At 55.9% G+C, this 22,861-nt stretch carries 17 protein-coding genes; 7 read left to right on the top strand and 10 right to left on the bottom strand.

What is annotated here, in order from left to right; all coding sequences use genetic code 11:
• Positions 1–5: 5 nt before the first annotated feature.
• Positions 6–1,235, top strand: coding sequence for a polysaccharide biosynthesis/export family protein (locus tag J7380_RS04505; RefSeq protein WP_209194677.1), 1,230 nt, complete (start codon positions 6–8; stop codon positions 1,233–1,235).
• 1 nt (position 1,236) lies between these two features.
• Here J7380_RS04505 and J7380_RS04500 read toward each other — a convergent pair whose 3' ends face one another.
• The 4 genes from J7380_RS04500 to J7380_RS04485 form a co-directional block, all read right to left on the bottom strand.
• Positions 1,237–3,687, bottom strand: a complete 2,451-nt coding sequence (locus tag J7380_RS04500) for an ATP-binding protein (RefSeq protein WP_348539084.1) — start codon at positions 3,685–3,687, stop codon at positions 1,237–1,239.
• 132 nt (positions 3,688–3,819) lie between these two features.
• The gene (locus tag J7380_RS04495) at positions 3,820–4,326 is read right to left on the bottom strand and encodes a molybdopterin-dependent oxidoreductase (RefSeq protein WP_209194675.1); all 507 of its coding nucleotides are present in this window, start codon (positions 4,324–4,326) and stop codon (positions 3,820–3,822) included.
• 101 nt (positions 4,327–4,427) lie between these two features.
• A complete protein-coding gene (locus tag J7380_RS04490; protein WP_209194674.1) occupies positions 4,428–5,309 on the bottom strand; it encodes a UTP--glucose-1-phosphate uridylyltransferase in 882 nt (293 codons plus the stop codon).
• Between the two features lie 20 nt (positions 5,310–5,329).
• Positions 5,330–6,703, bottom strand: a complete 1,374-nt coding sequence (locus J7380_RS04485) for a WecB/TagA/CpsF family glycosyltransferase (RefSeq protein ID WP_247742413.1) — start codon at positions 6,701–6,703, stop codon at positions 5,330–5,332.
• Positions 6,704–6,955: 252 nt separating this feature from the next.
• On the opposite strand from J7380_RS04485, the gene J7380_RS04480 reads away from it, so the two are divergent.
• From J7380_RS04480 to J7380_RS04455, 6 genes are all read left to right on the top strand, one after another.
• Positions 6,956–7,570 (top strand): response regulator transcription factor, encoded by a 615-nt coding sequence (locus J7380_RS04480; protein ID WP_209194673.1) that lies wholly within the window; start codon positions 6,956–6,958, stop codon positions 7,568–7,570.
• A 274-nt stretch (positions 7,571–7,844) separates the two neighbouring features.
• Positions 7,845–9,167 (top strand): hypothetical protein, encoded by a 1,323-nt coding sequence (locus tag J7380_RS04475; protein ID WP_247742412.1) that lies wholly within the window; start codon positions 7,845–7,847, stop codon positions 9,165–9,167.
• Positions 9,167–10,471: an O-antigen ligase domain-containing protein gene (locus J7380_RS04470; RefSeq protein ID WP_209194671.1), complete on the top strand. Its 1,305-nt coding sequence runs from the start codon at positions 9,167–9,169 to the stop codon at positions 10,469–10,471. Before J7380_RS04475 ends, J7380_RS04470 begins: the two co-directional genes overlap by 1 nt.
• 307 nt (positions 10,472–10,778) lie before the next feature.
• Positions 10,779–11,741: a hypothetical protein gene (locus J7380_RS04465; RefSeq protein ID WP_209194670.1), complete on the top strand. Its 963-nt coding sequence runs from the start codon at positions 10,779–10,781 to the stop codon at positions 11,739–11,741.
• A gap of 114 nt (positions 11,742–11,855) precedes the next feature.
• Positions 11,856–12,896: a tetratricopeptide repeat protein gene (locus J7380_RS04460; protein WP_209194669.1), complete on the top strand. Its 1,041-nt coding sequence runs from the start codon at positions 11,856–11,858 to the stop codon at positions 12,894–12,896.
• Between the two features lie 65 nt (positions 12,897–12,961).
• Complete coding sequence (locus tag J7380_RS04455) at positions 12,962–14,557, top strand: tetratricopeptide repeat protein (protein WP_209194668.1); 1,596 nt, start codon at positions 12,962–12,964, stop codon at positions 14,555–14,557.
• Positions 14,558–14,913: 356 nt separating this feature from the next.
• Here J7380_RS04455 and J7380_RS04450 read toward each other — a convergent pair whose 3' ends face one another.
• The 6 genes from J7380_RS04450 to J7380_RS04425 all read right to left on the bottom strand — a co-directional run bounded on the left by J7380_RS04450 (position 14,914) and on the right by J7380_RS04425 (position 22,803).
• Complete coding sequence (locus tag J7380_RS04450; protein ID WP_209194667.1) at positions 14,914–15,267, bottom strand: hypothetical protein; 354 nt, start codon at positions 15,265–15,267, stop codon at positions 14,914–14,916.
• A 101-nt stretch (positions 15,268–15,368) separates the two neighbouring features.
• Entirely contained in the window at positions 15,369–17,087 is a 1,719-nt protein-coding gene (locus J7380_RS04445) for a TniQ family protein (RefSeq protein ID WP_209194666.1), read from the bottom strand.
• Entirely contained in the window at positions 17,084–18,517 is a 1,434-nt protein-coding gene (locus tag J7380_RS04440) for a hypothetical protein (RefSeq protein ID WP_247742411.1), read from the bottom strand. The genes J7380_RS04445 and J7380_RS04440 overlap by 4 nt, the downstream gene beginning before the upstream one ends.
• A 407-nt stretch (positions 18,518–18,924) precedes the next feature.
• On the bottom strand, positions 18,925–19,920 hold the full coding sequence (locus J7380_RS04435) for a TniB family NTP-binding protein (RefSeq protein WP_209194664.1): 996 nt from the start codon (positions 19,918–19,920) through the stop codon (positions 18,925–18,927).
• Positions 19,913–22,108 carry a DDE-type integrase/transposase/recombinase gene (locus J7380_RS04430; protein ID WP_209194663.1) on the bottom strand — a complete coding sequence of 732 codons (2,196 nt, stop codon included), beginning with the start codon at positions 22,106–22,108 and terminating at the stop codon, positions 19,913–19,915. The genes J7380_RS04435 and J7380_RS04430 overlap by 8 nt, the downstream gene beginning before the upstream one ends.
• Positions 22,105–22,803, bottom strand: coding sequence for a hypothetical protein (locus tag J7380_RS04425; RefSeq protein WP_209194662.1), 699 nt, complete (start codon positions 22,801–22,803; stop codon positions 22,105–22,107). The genes J7380_RS04430 and J7380_RS04425 overlap by 4 nt, the downstream gene beginning before the upstream one ends.
• Positions 22,804–22,861 lie beyond the last annotated feature (58 nt).

Below are 22,861 nucleotides of genomic sequence, written 5' to 3'. Positions count from 1 at the left end.
ACAAAATGACACGACATTTCAAAGTCTTGGTTTTAGGGGCCGTCAGCGCAATTGCTTTGTCGGGTTGCAGCAGCATGAAAACCCCGCGCAACATCGAAGCCGTTGCTAAGGGCGACAGTTATCAGGCGCAGTACCGTGCCCCCTCGCGGCGCCGGGCAAATGCACCCTTGCTGCAAGCGGAACATATGAATGGGCGCGCCTGTATGCCTCAGACCGGGGATCAGGGCGCAAACGCCTTTGCCAAATGGTCACAGCCCGCGCTTAGCTCATTGTTGGGCGAGAAGCTTTCGCGCAATGACATGGTCCAGATCACCATCGACGGGGATGAGCTTCTTAGCGACACTTATGTTGTGTCCCGCGATGGCGACCTGAAGCTGCCCTACCTGCCGCCGGTGCGCGCGCAGGGCAGAACAACCGAACAAGTGGAGCGGGACGTCGCCCGCGTTCTGGTGGCGGCGCAGTTCTACGACAGCTCCCCACGCGTCACGGCACGCATCAGCGATTTCGCCTCAGTCACAGTCGGCGTGAAAGGCGCAGTGTTCGAACCCCACTCGGTCGAGATCGGAGGCATCCCCGGCGATGCGCTCGATCGAGGGCGTCAAGGCGTGCTGGGGGCCTCGACCGAGGCGCGCAATCTGTCGGCCGCCATTCGCGCCGCCGGAGGAGTACGCCCGGATGCGGATCTGTCAGCGGTCGAGTTGCACCGACAGGGCACGATCTATCGGATGGATCTGCGCGGAGTATTCGAAGGCTCGGACCCGACCGACATCATGCTGCTGACCGGGGATCAGATCGTGGTCAATAGCCGCGGGTGTTTTCAGGACGATCTGATGCGCCCCAGCCCGATCAGCCCGCCCGGTGTGACACTGTATATGTCCAACCTTACGCAACCAGCCACGGGCAACGCGCAATCCGCTATTGGACGCGACGTGCGAGAGGTTCCCTATGGCACGCGCTATCTGCAGGCCGTGGTCGACACCAACTGCGTCGGCGGGGCCAAGACGACCAATGCCAATCGCAGTGCGGTCCTGTTTACACGCAACCCGATGACCGGGAACTCGATCGTCATTGAACGCAACATCGAAAAACTGCTGCGGCGCGGGGATCGGGATGACTATGACCCCTATGTTCTGCCGGGGGATGCGATTGCCTGCTACGACAGCAAGGTGACTGGCCTGACCGAGGTCGCCCGCGCGGTTGGCATCGTCGGCGCAGCGGCGCTGCTGGCCCCCTAATTCAATCCCCAGCGGGTGAGGCTTTCGCCCGCTCCCAAACGGCGGAAACTGCGGCGAGTTTGTCTTTGATATCTTGGTTTTCCTTTGCTGCAGTCTCTACCGCAATTAACGCCTCTCGAAACTCCGCCGCCCCGAAGGTCGCCGCGCTGCCAGCCAGTTTATGACAGGCCTGAGCGATCTCGGACAACTCTGACTGGTCAAATGCACCGGTTTCGAACTGCCCAACTAGTTCATCACCTTCGGCAATGAACTTGGCGTACAAGCGGGCAAAAACTTCGGGCCCAACGCTGTTTCTCAACTCTGCCAAAGGATCAGACGGCGCGCTTTGCGAAACCTGCCCCCTGGTACGCGTAACCACCGAAAGCGCCTTTCGCAGGGCGTCAACCGAGATCGGTTTACCGATGAAAGCCGTCATGCCAGCGGCGCGAAAGGTTTCGACTGCGTCTGGCAGGACATTGGCCGACACTGCGATGATCGGCACATCTGCCGACCGCCCCCGACCGTTGCGAATATGGCGCGCAGCGGTTGGCCCATCCATAACCGGCATACTGATATCCATCAGGATCGCGTCGAACCGCTGACTGCTGGCCTTATCGACGCCAACCTGCCCGTTCTCCGCCGTCGTGACACTGTGACCATCCAGCGCCAGCATGTTGCAGATGACCTCGAGGTTGATCTCGTTGTCTTCGACCACCAACAAGCTCAGCGGGAGAGCGATCTCGGTATTGATCTGAGCAGCTTCTCGCAGTTGGTCGCGCGCTGACGGCCGCAACGGAATCCGCAGCCAGAAAACGCTGCCTTCGCCCAAGGTGCTTTCCGCCCCAACCTCACCGCCCATGGCCTGCGCGAACCTGCGGGCAATTCCCAGACCAAGCCCGGTCCCCTCGGCCGTGCGACCGATTGAGGGATCGCTGGTGTAGAAGTCATCAAAGATGGCATCGATCTCATCCTCGGCAATACCGGTCCCGGTGTCGATCACACGCACTTCGTAGACATGTGCCTTACCCTGACCCGAAGGTTCACATCTTTCGACCTCGATCGACACACGGCCATTTTCGGTAAACTTGATCGCGTTCCCCACAAGGTTCAACAGAATTTGCCGCAACCTTTGCGCGTCAGTCGCGACGTTCGGATGGGCTCCGCCCACCCATTGCCACGAGATCGAGTTGCCACGCGAGGCCGCATTGCCGCTTTGGCCATCCACCAAGTCCTGCAGCATCGCACTCAGGTCGGTTGGCTCGTGCGCGACCGACAGCTTGCCGGCCTCGAACCGAGCGATATCCAGCACCGCATCCACATGGTTTTGCAGAATCTGGCCCGAGATTTCCATGTTTCGGACAAACTGAGACTGCTGTTTGGTCGTGCGTGTATTCTTGAAAAGGGTGAGGTTGCCCAGCAGCCCGTTCAACGGCGTTCTGATCTCATGGCTCATAACCGTCAGAAAATCCGACTTGGCCTTTTCCCCAGCAAGCGCGCGGTCTCGGGCCGAAACAAGCTCTTTCTGATCGGCCACGCTTTGCGAGATATCGCGGACGAAACCGATGACGATCTCCTCGTTCCCGGCCTGGGCGGATTGCAACGCGAGTTCGACGGGAAAGACCTCACCATTCTTGCGCATCGCCTCAAGCTGGACGCGGCCCTTGCCAACGACGTGGCGGTCGCCTCCGCTTTGCATCCGCTCCATGCCTTCGTTATGGGCCGCGCGCAGATGTGAAGGCACAATCAATTCACCGATCGACTGCCCTTTGGTCTCATCCTCGGAATACCCGAAAATCGCCTGTGCAGCCGCGTTGAATTCCAGCACTTCTCCGGCGGCGTTCACTACGATGACGGCGTCCAATGAGGTCGCCAGGATCGTATTCATACGCTGGTTTGCCTGCCGAATCGCCTGCCCCCGCCGATCAGCTTTGCGGTTGACCACCAAGAGGTACGCGCTGACCGCAGTCAACGTCAGAAACAACCCACCGGACAACATGGCCAGTTGAAACAGGCTGAGCGCGGTTTCCTCACGCCGCTGATCCGACTGGCTTGCGAAGTACGAGATTGCCGAAACCGAAAGCTCACGCACCTGCGTAGATATCTCTTGGGCCATCTCATAGAGATCCGGCAACCCCGCAATCAGGTCAGAATCTCCGGCGTCGATTGTCGGAACGGACGCCTCCAGATAGGCGGAAACGTCGTTCAGGGGTTCGGCGAATTTCGGATCACTGCGCAGGGTTTCAAACAGGCGCGAGGTGCTCAGAATATCAATCCGACTGTACAAAAGATCGAACCGGCGTCGTACAAGGTCCAGATTTTCTTGCTTTAGCTCCGCATCCGAAACACCCGCCTCAAGCGCGTTGAGGTAGAACAAGAACTCGACCTCGACCTGCGTCAGCGTCCATTGCACGTTATCTGTCCGGGCTGACTGCCGGTCGCGCAGGTCGGATATGACCTTGACGGATAACAACACGACCAAAGCAAGAGCTCCCAATACAGCAATGCCGATGAGCCCGAAAGCCCACCGGCGCCGCGAGTGGTATTGGTAATTTCTTGTCAAAGTCTGGCCCGTATCACCCACTTCATGCTGTAGTGTAACCCAACGCTATTTAACGATTTCCAACCTGTCGAGCTGCCAAATACTGCGAGAATAAATCACCTCTGTCTGGTACTGGGTATCGCTGTCATAAGGATAGACGATCCACAGCGGACCTTTCTGCCGTCTGGACATCGCCGCCCCATCCATCTCGTAAGCGACAATTGGGTCCAGCGCCGAGATTGAGCTTACCGGAATCTCAACGGCGTAATCGTTGATCGCTGTCGCTCGGATCACCGCACCATCTGCACCGATCTGTTCCAGCAAGACCGACAAAGGAACGCCGACAAAGCTGGTCTTGCCTTCAGTCCAGATCGTCGAGGTTTCAAAGCTGCGCGACGGCAGCGCCTGCAACATTTCCATATCGAACTGTGCCGCCCCGTCGGGCCCGATCTGCGCGATATGGCCTGAAATGGTTAAGACGACCTCTCCTGTTGGAGTTGCCAAACCTTCGGCTTGCGCAGGCGTCAGGCAAAAGGTGAACACCGCTGTGAGGATAGCAAAAAACAGACGCATCTTAGTCTCCATTTCTTTGAGCTAAAGAAACCAGAAAGAGGTCCGTCGCGACAGATGGGCATGGGGATACTCACCTATCCGAACGGATAGGTGCCTCGGTCTCATGCGGCGGCAGACATGAGGTTCATGCGCTGACGCAACATGGATTTGAACCCGTCACGAAGCTCGGCACGTTCCAGCGCAAAGACGGTGGTTGCCTCAAGATATCCGGCGACCGACCCACAATCAAAGCGCTCTCCGTGAAAGGCGAAGCCGTGGCATCCGGTCCTTTCGATATCCGCCGCAATAGCATCGGTGAGTTGAATTTCATTACCCGCGCCGGGTGCCAAACCGTCCAACTGATCAAAGATCGAGGGGTGCAGCAGATACCGCCCGACAATGCCAAACTCGGACGGAGCCTGATCGGCAGCGGGCTTTTCGACCAACCCTTTCAGAAGCTGTACCTGCCCTGTCCTATGCGCGATATCGACCACGCCATAGGCGCTTATCCGGTCGGACGGAACGGCTTCGGTTGCGATCATGTGGCTGCCTTGAAAGTTCTGGACCATTTGCGCCAGGACGGGGCGCTGCGCGTGGATCACATCATCCGGCAGGATCACCGCAAAGGGCTCATCACCGACAAAGTCGCGCGTCAGAGACACTGCATGTCCCAGACCGCGTGGGCTGTCTTGTTGGATAAAGTTGTATGTCTCATCATCAAGATTCGATCGGCGCAAACGGTTCAGCAGGTTGGTTTTGCCGCCATCCTTCAGTTTGCGCTCCAGCCCCGAGTTGCGCCCGAAATACGCCTCGAGCACGGATTGTCCGGTTGAGGTGACGAAGATGAATTCATCAATCCCGGCGGCGCGCGCCTCGTCCACAGCGTATTGGATCAAAGGGCGATCGATCAGTGGCAGCATCTCCTTGGTCACCGATTTCGTGGCGGGCAGAAACCTTGTGCCCAGTCCCGCGACCGGGAAAACAGCTTTGCGAATACGTGTCATTTCAATACTCCTAGGTTTGATCAGTAAGCACCGCGACCCGACACAACGGCGCGTACGGTCATTGCGATGAGGATGACGTTCAAAAGGGGCGAGCGGGATCGGACATAGGCCGTATCCAGCTCGATCATGCGGTCAAAACCGATGCCAGCGCGGCCTGAAACCTGCCAAAGGCCGGTGATACCCGGACGCACCTGCAGGCGCTCCAGTGCTTGTTCTGGATAGGTGGCAACCTCTTCAGGCAAGGCTGGGCGCGGGCCGACCAACGACATATCTCCTTTGAGCACGTTGAAAATTTGCGGCAGTTCATCCAGCGAGCACCGGCGCAGAACTTTCCCGACACGGGTGATGCGCGGGTCGTTTTTGACTTTGAAGCACACGCCCTCACGATCTGACTGGACGAGCAGGTCGGCGCGCCGCGCTTCGGCGTCCTGCGTCATTGAGCGGAACTTGTACATCGTGAAGGGCACCCCGTTTCGACCAATACGTGTCTGCCGAAAAAAGGCGGGGCCGCGACTGTCCAATCGCACCACTGCGGCGATTGTGGCCATGGGCAGGGCCAAAACCGACATCACGACCACCGCCAAAGTGAGGTCCAGCAGGCGACATGCTGAGACCCTTGGAAGCGCATTGTGTACGGCACGCCCGAGGAATTCGAAATTGCCCAGTAAATATCTTCGGGCCATCCGGCGGGGCTCCATCGCCAACCGCCATGCCCATTCCATCCGGGCGCGGCGAACGATGCGCGGTGCCCGGCGCACATTCCCGGCAAGGAAGTCGAACAAAGCGCCTACGCCAAGCGTAATGCGCGGGTTCAGTCTGTGGCGGTTCTGCATGATCCACAGCTCCTGCAGCGGGACGCCCATCGCGACCAACAAGATGTCTGCGCCGGACTGGTTGATATCGTCGATCGCCTCATCAACCCGCGAGGCACCTTCATAGCCATCGCGCGTACCAGCCACGACCAAATTGGGGGTCGTGTGCTGCAACCGCGCCGCCGCTGCCTGAGCTGTTCCGGGGCGTCCCCCCAACAGGTAGACCGACTGCCCAAGACGCGCCGCGCGTTTCAGCAGCTTGGGCACAAAATCCGTGCCGTTCAGATTCTCGGCGAACTGAACGCCTTGCAACTTTGCCGCGACCTCTACCCCAATTCCGTCAGGTAGGATCATATCTGCCCGGGCCAGTGCCGCTCGATAGGTATGGTTACGGGCCCGTATATTTGCGCAATGTGCATTCAGGAAAAATACCGTCTGGTGGGTCCCATCCAGCAGTTTTGAGATCACCTGCTCGGATCGGGCGTTAACAACTGGCAAACCCAAAATCTCGGTCTTTTTAAGCGATGGTCCTAGAGTTGGTTGCGCGCCTTTGTACATATCTTGGACTGACAGGAACTGCATAGAACTCTCCGATCAACGATGACAATCTGTGGCTTCAGTCTGTCGTCGAGACCCCGCAACCGATAGGCGAGCATCCGGAGAGAGATCGGAGAATAGGTCTATTCAAACGACCCTGCAGCACATAGCGTGGCGGAAACGGCCCGCTGACCTATCCGATTGGATATTCACCTGTCCGTAAGGCAGGCTTCATGCCATGCCTTCAATGGTTTATTAACGCATTTGCGTGTGGTTGGGGGCAGACGGAGATTTGAGATGAAAATTCTTATTGCTGACGACCACGAGCTTATTTTGGATACGCTCGTCGCCTTCATTGACGCCGCAGGCGGAATCGAGGTTGAGACCGCGCCGGATTTCCCCGCTGCGAAATCCTTGATTGAGAACAACGGGGCCTTTGATCTGGTCCTTCTGGACCTGAACATGCCTGGCATGAACGGGTTGAGCGGGCTTGAAACCTGCATCGCTATGGACGGGGCCCAGCATGTGGCCCTGTTTACCGGCGACACCTCGCGCGATCTGGCGCAACGCGCGCTGGAGCTTGGGGCCGCAGGTTTCATCCCCAAAACTCTACCGGCCAAATCCCTGGTCAATGCGATCCGCTTCATGGCGATGGGGGAACAGTATCTTCCTGCGGGCTTCATGAACGCAGAGCAGCCGGAAGACTCTCATCCCATGGCTCAAAAACTGACCGAGCGTGAGCGGCAGGTTCTGAAAGGGCTGACTGAGGGCAAATCCAACAAGGAAATCGCTCGTGATCTGGAGCTGTCCGAGCCGACAATCAAACTGCACATGAAGACGCTCTATCGTAAAGTTGGTGTCAGCAATCGAACGCAAGCCGCCTTGGCCGCGCGCGAGGCTGGGTTGTTCTAAGCGTCTCTATCCGAAGGGATAGGGGGGTACTCCCAATCCCCTTGCCCCCTAGCCCGCCGAGCGCATGATCAGCAACCAGATGCGGTGTATCACCCTTGTAAGAAAGGGTTTTTCCATGCCGCAACAAATTTCACACTCCTCTGATTCTACGCGAGACACGCAATTTCTGCATTGGGCGCGCATTTCCCGATCCAATTTCAGATCGCTCGGGTGGCGTCGCATCGTAAAGGGCGGGCGTCTCAGCGATGCGGGTCGACTGCCCCGGTATGTCGCGATGTTCCTTCTGGGGGCAAGCTGCATCTGGGCCCCGATCAGCGGGTATTTGGCAACTGCTCCTGTCAAATACACCTCACACGCATCGTTGATCCTGCCAGGGTCTGGCGCTTCGGCGTCGGTCAATCTGGCAAATATCGGTCAGGCATCCTCCTACGCGAATTCTGCCTTTGCCAACGGGTCGATTAGCCCGACCGAGACTTATAAGCGTTTGTTGTCGGCCGACCGTATCCTCGATGCGGCAGCCAAAGCGGTCGAAGCTGATCGGGAAGCGTTTGGCAAGCCGCGAGTGCAACTGGTCGATCAAACCAGCCTGGTCCATATCGAGCTTAAGGCGACTTCTCCGGCAGACGCTCAGCAATATGGTGACGCCTTGGTGGCCGCCTTTTTCGCTGAGATTGACGCCCTGCGGGCCGATGAACTTGCCACCCGCGAGGCCAGCAGTATCGGCGCGATCGAAGACTACACAAGAGCAATTCAGGCCACGCGGGCCGAGATCAAACAGCTGCAGGTGCAGAGCAGCCTGATATCAGTCGCGCAGTACCAAGAACAGGTCGCCGCAAATGACCGTGCAAAGCAAGAATTGCGTATGCAGGAAAGCGAGCTGGCGCGCCAATCGGAACATGTCGCCGCTCTTAAGGTCGCGTTGGATCTGCCTTCTCATGCAGCGGCGGCAACGCTGAAGCTCTATGCCGATGCGCAGTACCTGTCGTTGCTTGAGGACGTATCGGTGGGGGCTGCAAAGCTGGCTCAAGCTGATGCAACCTATGGATCGAACCACCCGATCCATGTGAAGGCCCAAAACGATTATGAAGGGGCGCGATCGGGCGCTCTGGAACGCGCGTCGCAGGTTACGGGCCTAACGACCGAGCAGCTCGGTGGACTGGATCGCGCACCGGAAGGGCAACGGGCGCAGTTGCTCAGTGAGCTGGTGCGCGAAGATGCCTTGCGTGCCGGTTTAGAGGAGCATGTCGCGACACTGCGCAAACAAATTCGTCTGGAAACACTGCGCCTGTCAGACCTCGCACCCATCGCCGCTGAGTTGGAAGACCGGCAGAGAGATTTCGCAGTGGCAGAAGCCGTATTTGCCTCGGCCATCGCCCGGTCCGAGTCAAAAAAGACCGATGTCTACGCCTCCTACCCGCTGATCCAAGTGTTGGAAAACCCGTCGCTGCCGACACGCCCATCTTCGCCAAACAAGAAGGTCTCGATTGCCGCAGGGATCGCTGCAAGCCTTATGCTGCTGATGGGTTTGGCGCTGGCCTGGATCCGAAACCCGCTGATCGCAAAACTGCTGAAAGACCAGACAGAGGCCGCAGTTTAATGCATGTGGCCCCTCAAAGCCCGGCCGAAAAGATTGTCTGGTACACGCTGATCTGCACATGGCCATTCTACGGGCTGGGCGCGCTTTATGTTGTCGGTCCGGTGCTGGGTTGGATGATGGCTGCGATGGCCGGTTTATCCCTTTATCTCGGCCCGGCGATCCGCTCGGATATGCGCGCAACGGGCCCCGTCCCCACCTTGGTCTGGGTTTGGGGCGTTGGCATGCTGGTGATGCTGATCTCGCTTTGGGCAGGCCATGCAGACTGGAACCTCGGCACCACCAAAACGATCAAATCGAGCATCGGTTGGGCCAAGGGTTGGGCGTTGATCCCGTTGTTTATCCTTGCCGGTGCGGTCCTGCCCATCCGCCGCGAGGTTTTGGTCCGAGGGCAATGCGTGCTGGGCCTTTGGACCCTGTGCCTTCTGCCGTTGCTAGTGGTCGCCCCATATGCAGGTCTGCCGCATCTGCTGTTTACGTCTCCGTTGAAAGCAGTGGGCGGTCCAGGGCCTGAATATTTCTCGGTCTACCTGTATACAATCGACCCTGCCAGCGGCACGCCGCGCTGGCAGTTCTTTGCGCCCTGGTCGCCTTTCGCGGCCCTGTTGGGTGTCTGCATGGTCTTGTTTGCGTTGGAAGAAAAACATCCCAGCTGGAAAGCCATCGGATTGGCTGCCGGAGTTCTGATGATACTGATGTCCAAGTCCCGCATGGGCTTGGTCGGATTGGTGGTCTGCTCGCTGTCACCCCGCCTTTTACCGCTTGTCGCCCGCAGCTTGGGCTGGGTGTTATTGTCCGCAGCCACCACAGCCATGGCCGTTTGGGGCACTACCTTTGCCGAGTTCGGGCACCGAGCCCTAATCAGTTTCAAATCTGCGCGCGCCGACAGTACCCGCGTACGCGAAACTCTGCAGCGCATTGCGTATGAACGCTGGCAATCGGATGCGATGGTTTTCGGGCACGGCACAGTCAGACCCGGAGCACATCTTGTTGAATACATGCCGATCGGAAGCCATCACACTTGGTACGGATTGTTGTTTGTCAAAGGGTTGGCCGGATTTGCAGCTTTTCTAATACCTTTCCTCGCTCATTTCGCAATCGTGAACTTGGACGCTATAAATTCGGAACGCGGGCGGCTACCGCTCGGGCTGTTGCTCACTGTTCTCCTGCTGACTTTTGGAGAGAATATTGAGATCCAAACCTACTTGCTCTGGCCAGCACTTTTGATGCTTGGATGCCACCTGAGAGAGTTCCAATCGGTGCGCTTGAGAAAACGATCTACTGGCTGGATTCTAAGTATGCGATAGCAATGAAGGAACACTGGTAAATTTTCCCAATGCTTTGCTCCTGAGCAAAAGAAGAACGTCTCTTAGTTGTAATACTGCAATAAATCTATTGATAACAATAATTTGAACATTTCCAGGCTTTGCTTCTAAGAGGTTGAACAGATAGGAAATTGCGTAGTTTCAACGAGCTTCGACGGACAAAACAAACAGAAATAACAGGGACGCCGAAGTGTTGGATTTGAGTATATCCGCCCGCATCGCGTCGCACAAAATTCACTCAACACAGTTTTAGGACGTGCGACGCACGATACCGCAAAAGGGGACGATCTTGAAAACTCATTTTAGGGCTCTGGCCGCATTTGGACTTGCAGTAGGCAGCCTTTGCAACAGCGCCAATGCCAGCGAATACAGTTCTATCCGCGATATTCCGTTTGAAGACCCGCAATTCCTGTCCTGCCTGCTGAAAGAAGGGCACGATGACCCCGCCCTGATCGAAGGATTCAATTGCTGGGACACGCCCATCACCAGTATTAGTGAGATCCGCCACTTCCCGAACCTGACCGGTTTTGTGATGACCGGGACCAATCTGAACAGCCTCAACGCCAATATGGCCCCAAAGCTGGAAACGATTGCTTTCGATACAAATCAACTGGATCATCTGGACGTGACGGGCTTGCCAGATCTGCAGATTCTGTCGATCGAAGGGGCGACCTTTGAAACGATCGACCTCTCCAAAAATCTGAAATTGGAACGTGTGGATTTTCCGAATTCCAAGGTGAATACATTGGACCTGTCCCACCAGACCCTTCTGTTCGAGATCGTCTTGCGGGATTCGCCTGTGGAAACGCTGGTTCTGGGGCCGGTCGATGAGCTTTCAGAGCTGCAGCTTGAAGGAACACAAGTTCCCGCACTGGACCTGAGTAATGCCACAAAACTGTCCAGACTTTCGCTTCCGGGTACATCGCTGGACACGCTGGCGACGGTAGATACGTCTGGGATGAAGTTCCTGGCGATCACAGGTGCTGATTTGCGCGACACCGATATCAGTACGATGTTCGATCTGCCGGATAATTTGGGATTTTTGAACTCACAGCTCGGTCAACAGGACTGGAGCAAGCTTAACCAGTTGCGCGGTCTTGTGATTATGGACAGCACATTGGACAGTCTGGATCTGAGCGCGTTTGAGCAGTTGAAATTTCTGCGGGTACGCGGCACCAACCTTGACGGTGTGCGTGCCTCGGATCCGGGGAAATTTGGCCGCGTCGATATGGATGTACCCTTCATTAAGTAAATCTTTCGGGGCGGCTTCCCGCCCTGAAACCCAATCCGCCGACGCTATTCAACCCACCCCATCGCTCAAAACGACGCTATTTTTGCCGCGTCGCATTCAAGAGATCATATGTCTATGCACCGCATGCTTTTCTCGCGGCTGACCACCGCTGCTTTTGCAATCACCCTGCTGATCCCGGCGCAACCCGTTATGGCACAAGAGGTCAAAGATGTCTCCGTGCTTGAGCAAGAGTGCGAGGCGGGTGACATGCCCAGCTGTGTGGCGCTTGGTAACGAATATTACAACGGCGAACGGGTCGCGATGAACGACGGCAAGGCGCTGGAGCTGTATCTGCGAGCCTGCGAGGCCGACGATCCCGAGGGCTGTGCCAACGTTGGTCATATGCATCATGAAGGGCTTGGCACTGAACGCAACTTGGTTGAAGCGGCAAAATACTACGGCCCAAGCTGCGACGCAGGGGTGTCATGGGCCTGTCTCCATATCGGCGCTTGGCATATGAGAGGCCATGAGGTCGAACAAGACAGCACTTTGGCCGCACATTACCTGGGTCTCGGCTGCGCCGGTCAGGATGCCGCAAGCTGCCTGCACTTTGGTACGCTGAACGAAGCAGGCGAGGGTCTCGCACAAGACTATGAAACCGCCGCCGCCAGCTATGATGTGGCCTGCAATGGCGAATACGCCGACGGCTGCGTCAAGCTGGGCTCGCTTGTGGAACGCGGCCTGGGTGTCGCGCAGGATTTGGAACGCAGCTATCTGCTGTATGCCTACACCTGTGACAAAGGCAATCTGAATGGCTGTGCAAATCTGGGTGATCTGCTCAGCTCCGGCAAAGGTTGGATCACCGACGTCGAGCTGGCCCACTACATGTATGTTCAAAGCTGCGGCCAACACATCATGAGCAATGGTCATGGCTGTTTCATGGCCGCCCAGAATTTCGAGCAGGGCCAGGTTGTGCCCTCCGATCAGGGCAGCGCATTCCAGCTGTACCACCGGGGTTGTTCCGCCGGAGCGGCCGCGGCCTGTACGCATGCGGCGGTCATGACGTCGGAAGGGCGCGGCGTCAGCAGCATCGATCCGCAGGAGGTCGCGAAATACCTGCAACGGGGCTGCGAGATCGGACACGATCACGCCTGCACGCTTCTGAACAACCAATAAACATCTGCGCAGCCCGGTTCACGCCACGGCTGTATTGATTCTGACAAGACATGAGATTTACGACGATGACACAGATTTCCCCACGCGTCTGGCCCATTCTGCTGGCCGCTGCGCTCAGCACCCCAAGTGTTGCATCCGCACAGGCCCAGACACCCCTCGATATCCCGGCACTGGAACAGAGTTGCGACGCGGGTGATCTGGACGCCTGTTTCGAGCTGGCCGGGCTGTTTGCCTTTGGCGAGGTCGTCGAACAAGACGACGAGAAATCAACGCGCTATTACCTGCAATCTTGCGAAGGAGGGTTGCTGGAATCCTGCGCCTCGGCGGGGTATGTGCTGTATCACGCCATTGGAGCTGAACAGGATCTGCCGCGCGCCGCGCAGCATTACCAAACCGGGTGCGAAAACGGTGTTGGCTGGTCCTGCTGGCGCGCCGGTGAAATGCACCAGCGCGCTGAAGGCATTCCGCAGGATTTGCCGGTAGCTGCACAGCTTTATCTGGCCGGGTGCGATTTAGGTGACGGCTATAGCTGTCTGGCCGCCGCCAGGATGTATGATTACGGGTACGGCGTCGAAAAAGACTATACCGTATCCGCCCGCTTGGCAGAACAAAGCTGTCAACTTGGCTGGATTCCGGGCTGTACGGAATCGGGCAAGTCACATCGCTACGGCTGGGGGGTGCCCGTTGCTTCCCAGGCCGCAATAAACCGTTTTTCCTATGCTTGCACCTATGGTGACGGGCCCGGCTGCTACGAGCTTGCTCAGATGCAACGAGACGGAGAAGGCACATTTCAGGATAAAAAGCTGGCTTTCAAGTATTTTCAAAAGTCCTGCGAGAATGGTTACATGAAAGGTTGTTCAGATGTTGGCTTTGCCTATGAATATGGCCAAGGCGTAGAAAGCGACATCTCACGAGCAGTCGAATTCTATCAATACGCTTGCGAAAATGAAAACCCGCTCGCCTGCTTTAATATTGGGTCTTTGTACCGAAATGGAAAAGGCGTTGAAATCGACAACGCGCAGGCAATCGCCTTTTATACACGATCGTGCGACGGCGCTTACGCCAGAGCGTGCTATAGCCTTGGAGACATGCACGAAGACCCGCAGGAAGGCGAGGCCGATCTGGTTGCTGCCGAGCGCTACTACGAACAGTCTTGCGAGCATGGCTTTGCAAAAGGATGCTTCGCACAAGGTCTTCTCCTGAGCGCTGACGGCAGCCTGATTCAGGACTTGCCCAAGGCCTTGGCCGCATACGAGGCGGGATGTGATCAGGACTATGCCTTTGCTTGCACCAACCTAGGTTTCGCGCTTTTCTATGGAGACGGAGCCGAGCAGAACTGGGAACGTGCCAACTCAATCTACCAAAAAGCCTGCGACCTGAACGAGCCGCATTCCTGCAAGAATCTTGGTTTCAGCTACGCGAAGGGGGAAGGCGTTCCGCAAGATCATCTGAATGCGCTGGCTTTGTTCGAGAAATCCTGCAGCCTTGATCACGCTCAAGGCTGCACCGAGGTCGCGTTTGTCTACAAAGATGGTCATGGTGTAGAAAGAGATACCGCTAAAGCCCAAGAATATTTCCAGCTGGCCTGCGAAGGCGGAGATGAAGCGGCGTGTGACTTGTCGAATGGAAAGCTGCGCCTGAAGATCAAAAAAAGGAAATAGAGGGCGGATAGGCGGACGAGCATGTTTGATGCGGACATTCATGCTCGGCCTTGCTCTCCCGGAGACATTTAAAGGTCTGCGGCTGAAGCACGAACCGAGTTGCGGTTAAATCGACACTACTGAACGCTCAGCTCGATGACATCGGCTAAGATGTAGCGAAAGGTGAAATGCGCATACGAAATGATGCTGCACCAGCAAAACCCACGATTTCATAGTCCGCAAAATCCGCAACGCGGTCGTCTTCGGACCGCGCTTCGAAGGGTAGTTTTCCGCAACCACCGGATGATTGGTAACGCCACAACAAAAGTCGAACATCGCTGAACGGGTGTTATGTGAAGCGATCTCTGGTTGTATCGTCACCCATCTCGACCGTCATCATTCCGGTCTCTTAATTCATAGAACCCCAACTTCTTCATACGCCGAATGGTTGCAATTTTGATTATGACCCGATCAATCCTTGCCGCGTCTCCCGTGGCATAAGCGGCTGAAATCATCTTGAACTGCGTATCAACGTCCTCAGCAAGCTCCGCATCATTGATTTTCTGTGTGTTTCCAGCCTCCCAAGAAGCGATGGAGTCTTCATACTCTTCTGCCCACATCTCATCGAAAAAGGCCTTCGCATCAAATTCGGGATCTACCTCACCCAGCTTTTCCACGGCCTCCCATAGTGGTTTGAGCCGCTCAAAAAGGCTTTTTACATTATCAGCCATTGCTCTATGCCTCCCATTTGAGCATCCCCCGTGCTCGGTCCAGACAATTACGAGTGCATTTATCGGCCCTCAGTCCGGCGTCGCTCACAGTGAAACTCGCGTCATGCGTTTATCTCGACCGATGCAGCAAACACCCGATCACCATCTTTGCGCCGGTCCCGTTCATAGGCCTCAACATCCTCGGCAGGTACAAGCATTCCGGTCACTCGGCTTCGACTGTGTTTCATTCGCTTCTGTCGGAGGACGCCGGTTTCGATCAATCGATTTAAGTTCGGCCGGCCCATAGACCATCTTTGAACCAGTTCTTCTTTGGTGAACCCATTTCGAGGCCGCCTCGACAAGGCTTTGGAAACACCCGCTTTTGAAACCAGCAAGTTTCTCAGCGCAAGCTCTTGGCCAATGCGCCCCTTCACCACGAGATTGCCTGACAATATCAGCTCCACGATGTCAGCAACTCTGCATTGAGTACGACGTGTCACATTCGATATTGTGTAGGAACCTCTCGGAGCGGTTCGAAACACGCGCGTCCCTTTAAATATCCGATCCAGCATCCCTTGCAGGTATTCGGCATCATAGCCTTTGCGCTCCCAGTGATCCTGCCCGGTTCTGGGTCGTAGTAATTTGCGCTTTTGTAGCTCTTTGACAACGTTTTCTGAAATACCCAGAAACCCCGCGACTTCCTTCCTCGACAGAAACCTTGAACTAACCTCTCTCAATCCTTCGACAGTTTCGACGGTCAAAATGCCATCAAGCACAAACGCCCCGTTTTCATCGCGGTGACCGAGACGGCTGTCGAGCAGGATCTCCTCAAATAGATCGCGACGAACTTTCAGGTGTTTTCTCGCAGATGTGAGAGTGTGAACTCGACGCTTTTCAACTTCTTTTCCAAAGACGAGTGTACCTGCTGGAACGGGATAGCTATTTACGACATAGCGGTGCATCAATTCTCGAAACTCGCCCAAACCTTCGCAATGGTCCGGGTCTCGACACAGGACGTTGCGTAATGCACCAAAATGCGGCCAGTTATAGCGACCCCACTTTCGCTCGGTTCTTTTGGAAAATTCTGTCAAAGCGCCAAACAAATCGTTTTCGCCGCCCATCAGGACTTCAAACCCTTTCAGAAGAGCCTGCCTTTTTGCATGACAGTCCATATCTCCCAGGCGTTGTGATCTGCCATATATCAGAATAACACCCAGGGCTTCCGCAATTCTGGAAAGTAGCGGAATACTCATTTGGTCACACAAAGATTGGCCGCGTCCTCTGATCAGTCTCCTAGAGAGATAATCGTCAAAGCTATCAGCAATCATCGGATGATCGGCACGCTGGATGGCATCCCAAGCGTCCTTGATTGCCAAACTTGTATCAAAGCGCCGTCTGGACAACGACTTGCGCGCAACCGTGAGCAAGCTCTCATTATGCAAGTAGCATCGTTCTATTTGGGGAATTTGCCAGTAGAACTGATATATTTTTTCCCAGTGATACGGCGAAGCCTGATGTTGCTCCAACAAACACTTGGGGCACACCCGAACTTCAGGCCGGCTGAAAGTTCCGTATTTGAACGTCTCATGGCCGATGTGGCATCTCTCATTCGTCGTTTTAACCACAGCAGTCTTTGCAAACGTATCTTTTGGCAGACCGGCGAGGCAACATAGATGCTCAAGAGCCGCCTCTTCTCCCCGCGATACTGCGATGAGATCCAACCCGAGATCGGAACAAAAGGACACCATGTCCGGACAACCGTTGCGCGCGGCCAATCGTGACAGAAAGGATGTGGGGGTTTCCAGCGCAGCCGGGTGCAAAGTGAGTGCCAGCCTGTTCATTTGCCATCTCCCTGCGCCTGGTAACCAGTGGCGGATTTGGAAAACCAGTTTCCATCCGGCAATACGTCATCCCTGTCATAGACGCGCACCAGACAGCCATCACAAGAAATGGGCGCAATCTCGTCACGATCGAGTTGCCTTGCCAAGTGGATCGGAGCAATGTTGCGGTGAACCGCAATTTGACCCAACGTGGCATATCGCGTCTGGAATGCACGAACACTGTCCCGCGAGATGTAGGTCTTGATGTGGTTTGTATCCGGGTTGAGCTTGTTGATTACGGCCAAATAGCCTGCATCGCGAAGTTTGCGGATTGAGATGATACTGATCTTGAAGAACTTTGCCGCCTCGGTGAGCGTCAGATCACGATCCAGGCGAAGTTCATCTTTTACTGCGAAGGCCCTCTCAGAAACCTCAATTGCATGCACCCCCGCGCCTGCGCCCTGGCGCAATTGCCCTTCCAGTTCACCCGACCAAAATGCCGCAACAACCCGGGCCAGAGAAATGCCTTTCGAACGACAGAACTCCCTGAGCGGTAAGAACCCAGCCGCACCGGGCGCATCAGGCAGGCCCCCAATGCGCTGCAGTAGAAATTGGATCTCCTGACGCCGCGCATAGCGCAAGGCCGACGTTACTTGAACCTGCGTCAGTACCCCCAAACGCATGAGCGCTTTGACTTGTTCAGATCGAATGGACAACAAACTTGCGGCTTGCGACAGGTTGACGAGGTTCGCCCAAAACGCCTGAACTTTGGCAAGCTCTGATACGCGCACATCCGTGCGTTTCATGGCGTCATTTGGGTTGATGCCATCGAGATGCCCCAACAACTTTTTCAAAAAGACTGCGCCAAAACCTGAACGCTTGCGGGCCTCTTCCATAGTGAGCCAGATTTCACGGTGTGGTTTTTGCCCAAGGACTTCTTTGTCCAAAGGCACCGGATAGGTCTCGAAGATGTGCTCACGCGTTTTCGACAGAATGTCGTGCAAGGTTGGATCGTCCTGCGCGCCATGCAGCCAATCATAAAATGGTCCCAGATCAGCGCTGAAATACGGCCGTTCGCTGCGGCTGTTTTTGTGCAGCAGGTTAAGCGCGCGTAACAGTCCGTCTGGCCCGTCTGACAGGTAGGAATGTCCAAGTTCAGCCAGTCGAGGCGTGACTGACCGATCGAGACTCTTTGCGGCTATAGTGCCAACCCCCTCCAACGCTGCTCCCAGAGAAACGCAAGCCCCATGCAGGCTGGTCAGATCGAAACCGTGGAGCCAGTCTCTTTGTGGGCCGTTTCGAATGCGCTCGCGCGCATAGCCTTCGAACCTGGTCGGCGGCAGAATCGTTGCATCGGCAGCGGCATTCTCAATTATCCCCCAATGCCTGATCGCCTGGGTCGCAAAATCATAGGCTTCGTGGGAATGGCCCGCTGCCGGCAGTGTCCGCAACCCTACCCCATGCTTTTTACAGCGATGCAGGCTAAGAACCTTCCATTCCAGCAGCTCATAAATGCCATGAGCCCCTGACTGTCTCCGCGCCTCCGACACGCAGAGAGGACAAAACCGGGAAGCCGTTCGGCGAAACACGCCAGTAGAGGAATGCGTGCGCCCAACGCGATAGCGGCCAGCTGCGAGCTTTGTCGCTGACCATAGTTTCAACGCCGAACTATCCTGCCCAGTTAACCATGCGAGACGCTCCAATTGGTCTTCATGCCCAGAGCAGAGAAATGGCCATCGCATTCCAAGATCCGAACAGAGATCGCGCGGCGTGGTCCGATAGAGCCGCGCCGCTCGGCTGACGTAACCTGAAGGTGTCTCCCCCTCGATAAGGGGGAGTACAGGGTTCAGGGGGGATCTCATGCATCTTCTCCGTCGCCAGGGTCTTCCCCATCGTCCAGAAGCTTTCTGGGGTTGAGGCGCCCATAGTCGTCAGCAATGAAGACGTTCATCCACGACTCCGCTCCGTTACGTTCGGAGTAGACTTCAGCAAAATGCCGAATGCTCAACTTGGCTTCGAACCCCTGGGTGAATAGTGCATGCGACACCGCCAGGACCACGATCTCGGCCATCAGTCCAAACTGATAGTCCGCCGCATGCATCAGCCTCATGGCAAAAGCTTCGTTCTTCACCGAGGCTGTAACTTCAATCCGAGCCCGATCTGCGTATCTTTGAACGATCTTTATGACATGATCGACATCACGCACTGCGTGCAGCCGACCGATTTCAATAGGATCAACGCGGCGCGCCAACTGCGCGTCCTGATTTACGATCTTCTTGAGGTCAGGCATCCCGGACAGCAGCAACCCCACAGGCCAGACGGAGTTTTCCATCAGAGATTTTAGGGTGTTGACCACTGACTGCCGTTCTTTGTCAGTTTGGAAACGGGCCAAATCCTGCGCCTCGTCGAAGCCAAGAAAGAGCGTTCGACGCAGCCGGAGTTGCTCTTTGACCTGATCCCAGATTGCCGGCCCCTGTTTGTTACCAGAATAAGGGTAACCAAGCGCCCGCAGCGTAGCCGCACCAACAAATTTCATTGTGGCAGGGCTGGGCACCTGAAGCCCTATGTATTCACAGATCTCCTCTTGGTGATCTGTAGCCATCAATTTCCGGTATTTGTGTACGAGCTGCTGCACGGCTGTTGTTTTCCCGCTCCCCGACGGACCAACGAGCATGATGCTTCTGGCTGTGAACATCACGCCGTCCGCATCGTCTGCGCGGCGCTGCTCAAGGAGGGCGCCAAAGCGCGCATCAAGTTTTTTAAATTCTGGCCTCGGGATGTAAAGCTTCCTCAGACTCTGCACCATTTTGCGGATGTCCTTGTCAGTCCAAAACTTCTTGGCGTGCTTATTCATCGTCATTCTCCTCGGCTTCGTCAGATTTGCTCTGATCGCCGTCGTCCAACTCGTCACTGAAGAGCCACTCGCTTTCGCTCTCCTCTGGCAGTATTGGTTCTTCCTCAGGCAGCGGACCGGGAAGGTAGGGAATTTCATCCGAGAGGAATCCAACGTCCTGATCCGCAATAGGAGTGTTTTTGTCGGCGGCAATGTCCGGATCGGAACCCAAAGACAGGCCCCAGAACGTTTCGCGCTGCGCACGTTTGATCTGATCGCTGGTAAGTTTGATTGGGCCAAGCTGTCGCGCCGCGCGTTGCTCAGCGTCGATCTCCTTGATCCGCCGGATAGCACGATCCACCACGCCCTGCGTCAGGCTGGCCGCCGCGCGATTGTTTTGGCGCAGTTCAAAGATAGACCGCTCCCAGGAGGCGAACGATACCCCTTCGAGCCCGTCGACCTTTGCAGCCAGCGTTGACCACCCACTGTCATTTCCACGTTCCAGCCAAACTGAGATATGACCCATATCTTCAGGATCGATACTGACTTCGACGGTCTGCTGACCGAATTTCTGAAAGTGCTTGGCGAGGCGTTTGGAATGATAGTTCACGCCGTTCATCAGCACGCCGTGCGGGCCAGTCTCACGTTTGAATTTCAACCCAAGGATATGACGCAGCTTGTGCGCACTCATTGGTGGAGACCAACCAAACTCAGAGATGAGCTTATCCCACTTGATGTTGGGCGTTGCATATTCCAGGCCGCGGTGCTTGCGATTGTGGTAAACATCAACCGTGAACCGGACCAGCAACTCCAAGATGCTTTCTGCAGTGTGCACCGCGTATTTTTCCGATGGATAATCGCCTCTTTCTCGTGGATTGGAAAAAGTGCGCCCGGTCAGGTAGGGCATCAACAATGTCGCTATCGAACGAAATAAGCGCTCAATGATCCCCCTCAATCTGGGAACACCGGCGGGCAAAACCGAATAGTCAATCGCCAGATCAGACAGAACGGCCTTGAACTCAGCATTCACGAAAGCCGGGCCATTGTCGACTACGACATGATAGACATGCCCGTGTTGCGACCAGGGCGTTTCACAGCCCAACTGGGACGCAAGCGCAGTCTTGTCCCGCATCGCCATCCAGATAACTGCTTTCGCATCTTCTGCACTTGGCGCGTTTGATAGCTTGAGACCCAAAATTGAGCGGCTGGCTGTGTCCATTGCCACGCACACCCAGTAGCGCCCAAGTTCAAGATCACGCAGGCTCGGATGCGTGATATCAATCCCAGCGCCCTTCAGGATCGACATGAGGTCGATTTCCCATTCGTCCATTTCAACGCGAAACAAAGGGGCTTGAAGCTTAATGCCTCCGACATGGGCACCTAGCTTGTTCTTGGCATGCGCAACGCCTTTGCGCGCAGCCAACACTTCAAACCGGTCCAGTTCGTTGATACGGCGCTCGATCGTGCTCAGTGAGACCTCCGGAAGTAGATCGTCACCAGCGATGCCAAGTGCGATGTTCTTTCGGCGCACCTCACTGTTTACGGCATCCAATACCTGAGAGGGATAAATCTCATTGGGATGAAGATAGTTCGCGAGTTCGATCTGAATGATCGCTTCGACATGGGGATGGACCCTCTTGCCGTTCTGACCGTTGAAAATCGATCTTTTGACAAAGATCATCGGGTCCCGGGTCTCTTCCCAAACCCGGTACTTTTGCATGATGGTGCTGCGTCCGGGAACATGTGAAAGAAGGTCTGGGGGAACTGGCTCGCCATTTATGGCTTTGAGCACACCATCCTGAAGTTTCTGCTTCACGCGCTCATGCAGCTTCGGCAGAAACTCAAACCACCGTTTTGATGATCTGTTAAACCACCCTTCTTCTTCCCCTTCGCGCATCGCGTCACACCAGGCTTCGCCTTGGAACGCCAAGAGCTGGGTTTTGAGAGATAAGCGCGAGAGTAACGCCCGTCCTGCCCGCGCGCGGCGAGCGGCCTGACGATCCGAGAAGTAGCCATACTCGATGGAGAAATGCCCGTCTTCGAGTAGCCTGGCGAGTTCCTCATGGGTGAACGTTAGGGGAACAGCGCCCGCCTGTTTTGCGAGCACGGTAACTGTGTACTTCGTGATCTTTTGAACAAAGTGATACTCACTCATTCCGAGCACCGCATCTTCGAGGCTAAGGTTGAGTTGAAACTGAAAATCTTTCATGGCTTTTCCTCTCGCGGGCCGACGATTGTGTTGGTGGAAATGCGTTCACGCGTGTTGGCTTGCAAAAGCCCCGCGTAAATAGCTCTGAAGGCGGCGCGGAAGCCGCGCGCACCCAGGCCCAGTGGCTTGATGAGATCACCGATGGAAAGCTCGTCTGTGAGACCTGCGATGGTCTCAGCAACGAGAAGATCGGCTTCTTCATCCGGACACCGTCGAAAGAAATTCAAAAGCTCTGCGTTTTGCACTTCTTTCGGGTGGTGGTTGCGCTCTGTGATAAGGCAGACTTTGTCAGCAAACCTCTTTGGCAGATCACGACGGATTGCGGCGAGCGTGCTTCGGAAATTCAGCTTTTCGACGCGTTCGCCAGGTTTGACGGCCATCGCCACACGTGATCCATCCCGGTACTCCGCCAGCCAATCAAAGCGATGCGTGCGCTGGCGCCCTGAGGCATCAATATAGCTAACGGGACGCGGCTGATCGTGCAGGTTCCAAAGATTTGGATCCGCGAGAGCGAGTAGGCAGGTTACCCGTTCAAGCTGACTGGCTGAAATGAACTGCCGCCAGTACATTTCAGCGGGTGTCCTAGCCAGGGTAAACCCGCGCACAGTGAACTTCGAGCGCGCAGGAAACATAAGCCCGGCCGTGGTGGGTGCAGGGGGACGATAGAAATCGTCGTCGTCATCATCTTTAGACATATCTTTTGCCGTGGCTGCGGTTGTTGCCCGCGCCGTTCGGCTCCTCTTCATTTGTGGA

Source organism: Ruegeria sp. R8_1 (genome assembly GCF_017743815.1).
Lineage (GTDB): Bacteria > Pseudomonadota > Alphaproteobacteria > Rhodobacterales > Rhodobacteraceae > Ruegeria > Ruegeria lacuscaerulensis_A.
Note: the sequence above shows the minus strand (reverse complement) of the source record. Positions and strands in the feature narration are given on the sequence as shown.

Excerpts from the sequence above, each read along its gene's own strand:
- J7380_RS04505 (WP_209194677.1), top strand. The coding sequence starts at position 6 with ATGACACGACATTTCAAAGTCTTGGTTTTAGGGGCCGTCAGCGCAATT.
- J7380_RS04495 (WP_209194675.1), bottom strand. The coding sequence starts at position 4,326 with ATGCGTCTGTTTTTTGCTATCCTCACAGCGGTGTTCACCTTTTGCCTG.
- J7380_RS04490 (WP_209194674.1), bottom strand. The coding sequence starts at position 5,309 with ATGACACGTATTCGCAAAGCTGTTTTCCCGGTCGCGGGACTGGGCACA.
- J7380_RS04485 (WP_247742413.1), bottom strand. The coding sequence starts at position 6,703 with ATGCAGTTCCTGTCAGTCCAAGATATGTACAAAGGCGCGCAACCAACT.
- J7380_RS04480 (WP_209194673.1), top strand. The coding sequence starts at position 6,956 with ATGAAAATTCTTATTGCTGACGACCACGAGCTTATTTTGGATACGCTC.
- J7380_RS04475 (WP_247742412.1), top strand. The coding sequence starts at position 7,845 with ATGTTCCTTCTGGGGGCAAGCTGCATCTGGGCCCCGATCAGCGGGTAT.
- J7380_RS04470 (WP_209194671.1), top strand. The coding sequence starts at position 9,167 with ATGCATGTGGCCCCTCAAAGCCCGGCCGAAAAGATTGTCTGGTACACG.
- J7380_RS04460 (WP_209194669.1), top strand. The coding sequence starts at position 11,856 with ATGCACCGCATGCTTTTCTCGCGGCTGACCACCGCTGCTTTTGCAATC.
- J7380_RS04455 (WP_209194668.1), top strand. The coding sequence starts at position 12,962 with ATGACACAGATTTCCCCACGCGTCTGGCCCATTCTGCTGGCCGCTGCG.
- J7380_RS04450 (WP_209194667.1), bottom strand. The coding sequence starts at position 15,267 with ATGGCTGATAATGTAAAAAGCCTTTTTGAGCGGCTCAAACCACTATGG.
- J7380_RS04445 (WP_209194666.1), bottom strand. The coding sequence starts at position 17,087 with ATGAACAGGCTGGCACTCACTTTGCACCCGGCTGCGCTGGAAACCCCC.
- J7380_RS04435 (WP_209194664.1), bottom strand. The coding sequence starts at position 19,920 with ATGAATAAGCACGCCAAGAAGTTTTGGACTGACAAGGACATCCGCAAA.
- J7380_RS04430 (WP_209194663.1), bottom strand. The coding sequence starts at position 22,108 with ATGAAAGATTTTCAGTTTCAACTCAACCTTAGCCTCGAAGATGCGGTG.
- J7380_RS04425 (WP_209194662.1), bottom strand. The coding sequence starts at position 22,803 with ATGTCTAAAGATGATGACGACGACGATTTCTATCGTCCCCCTGCACCC.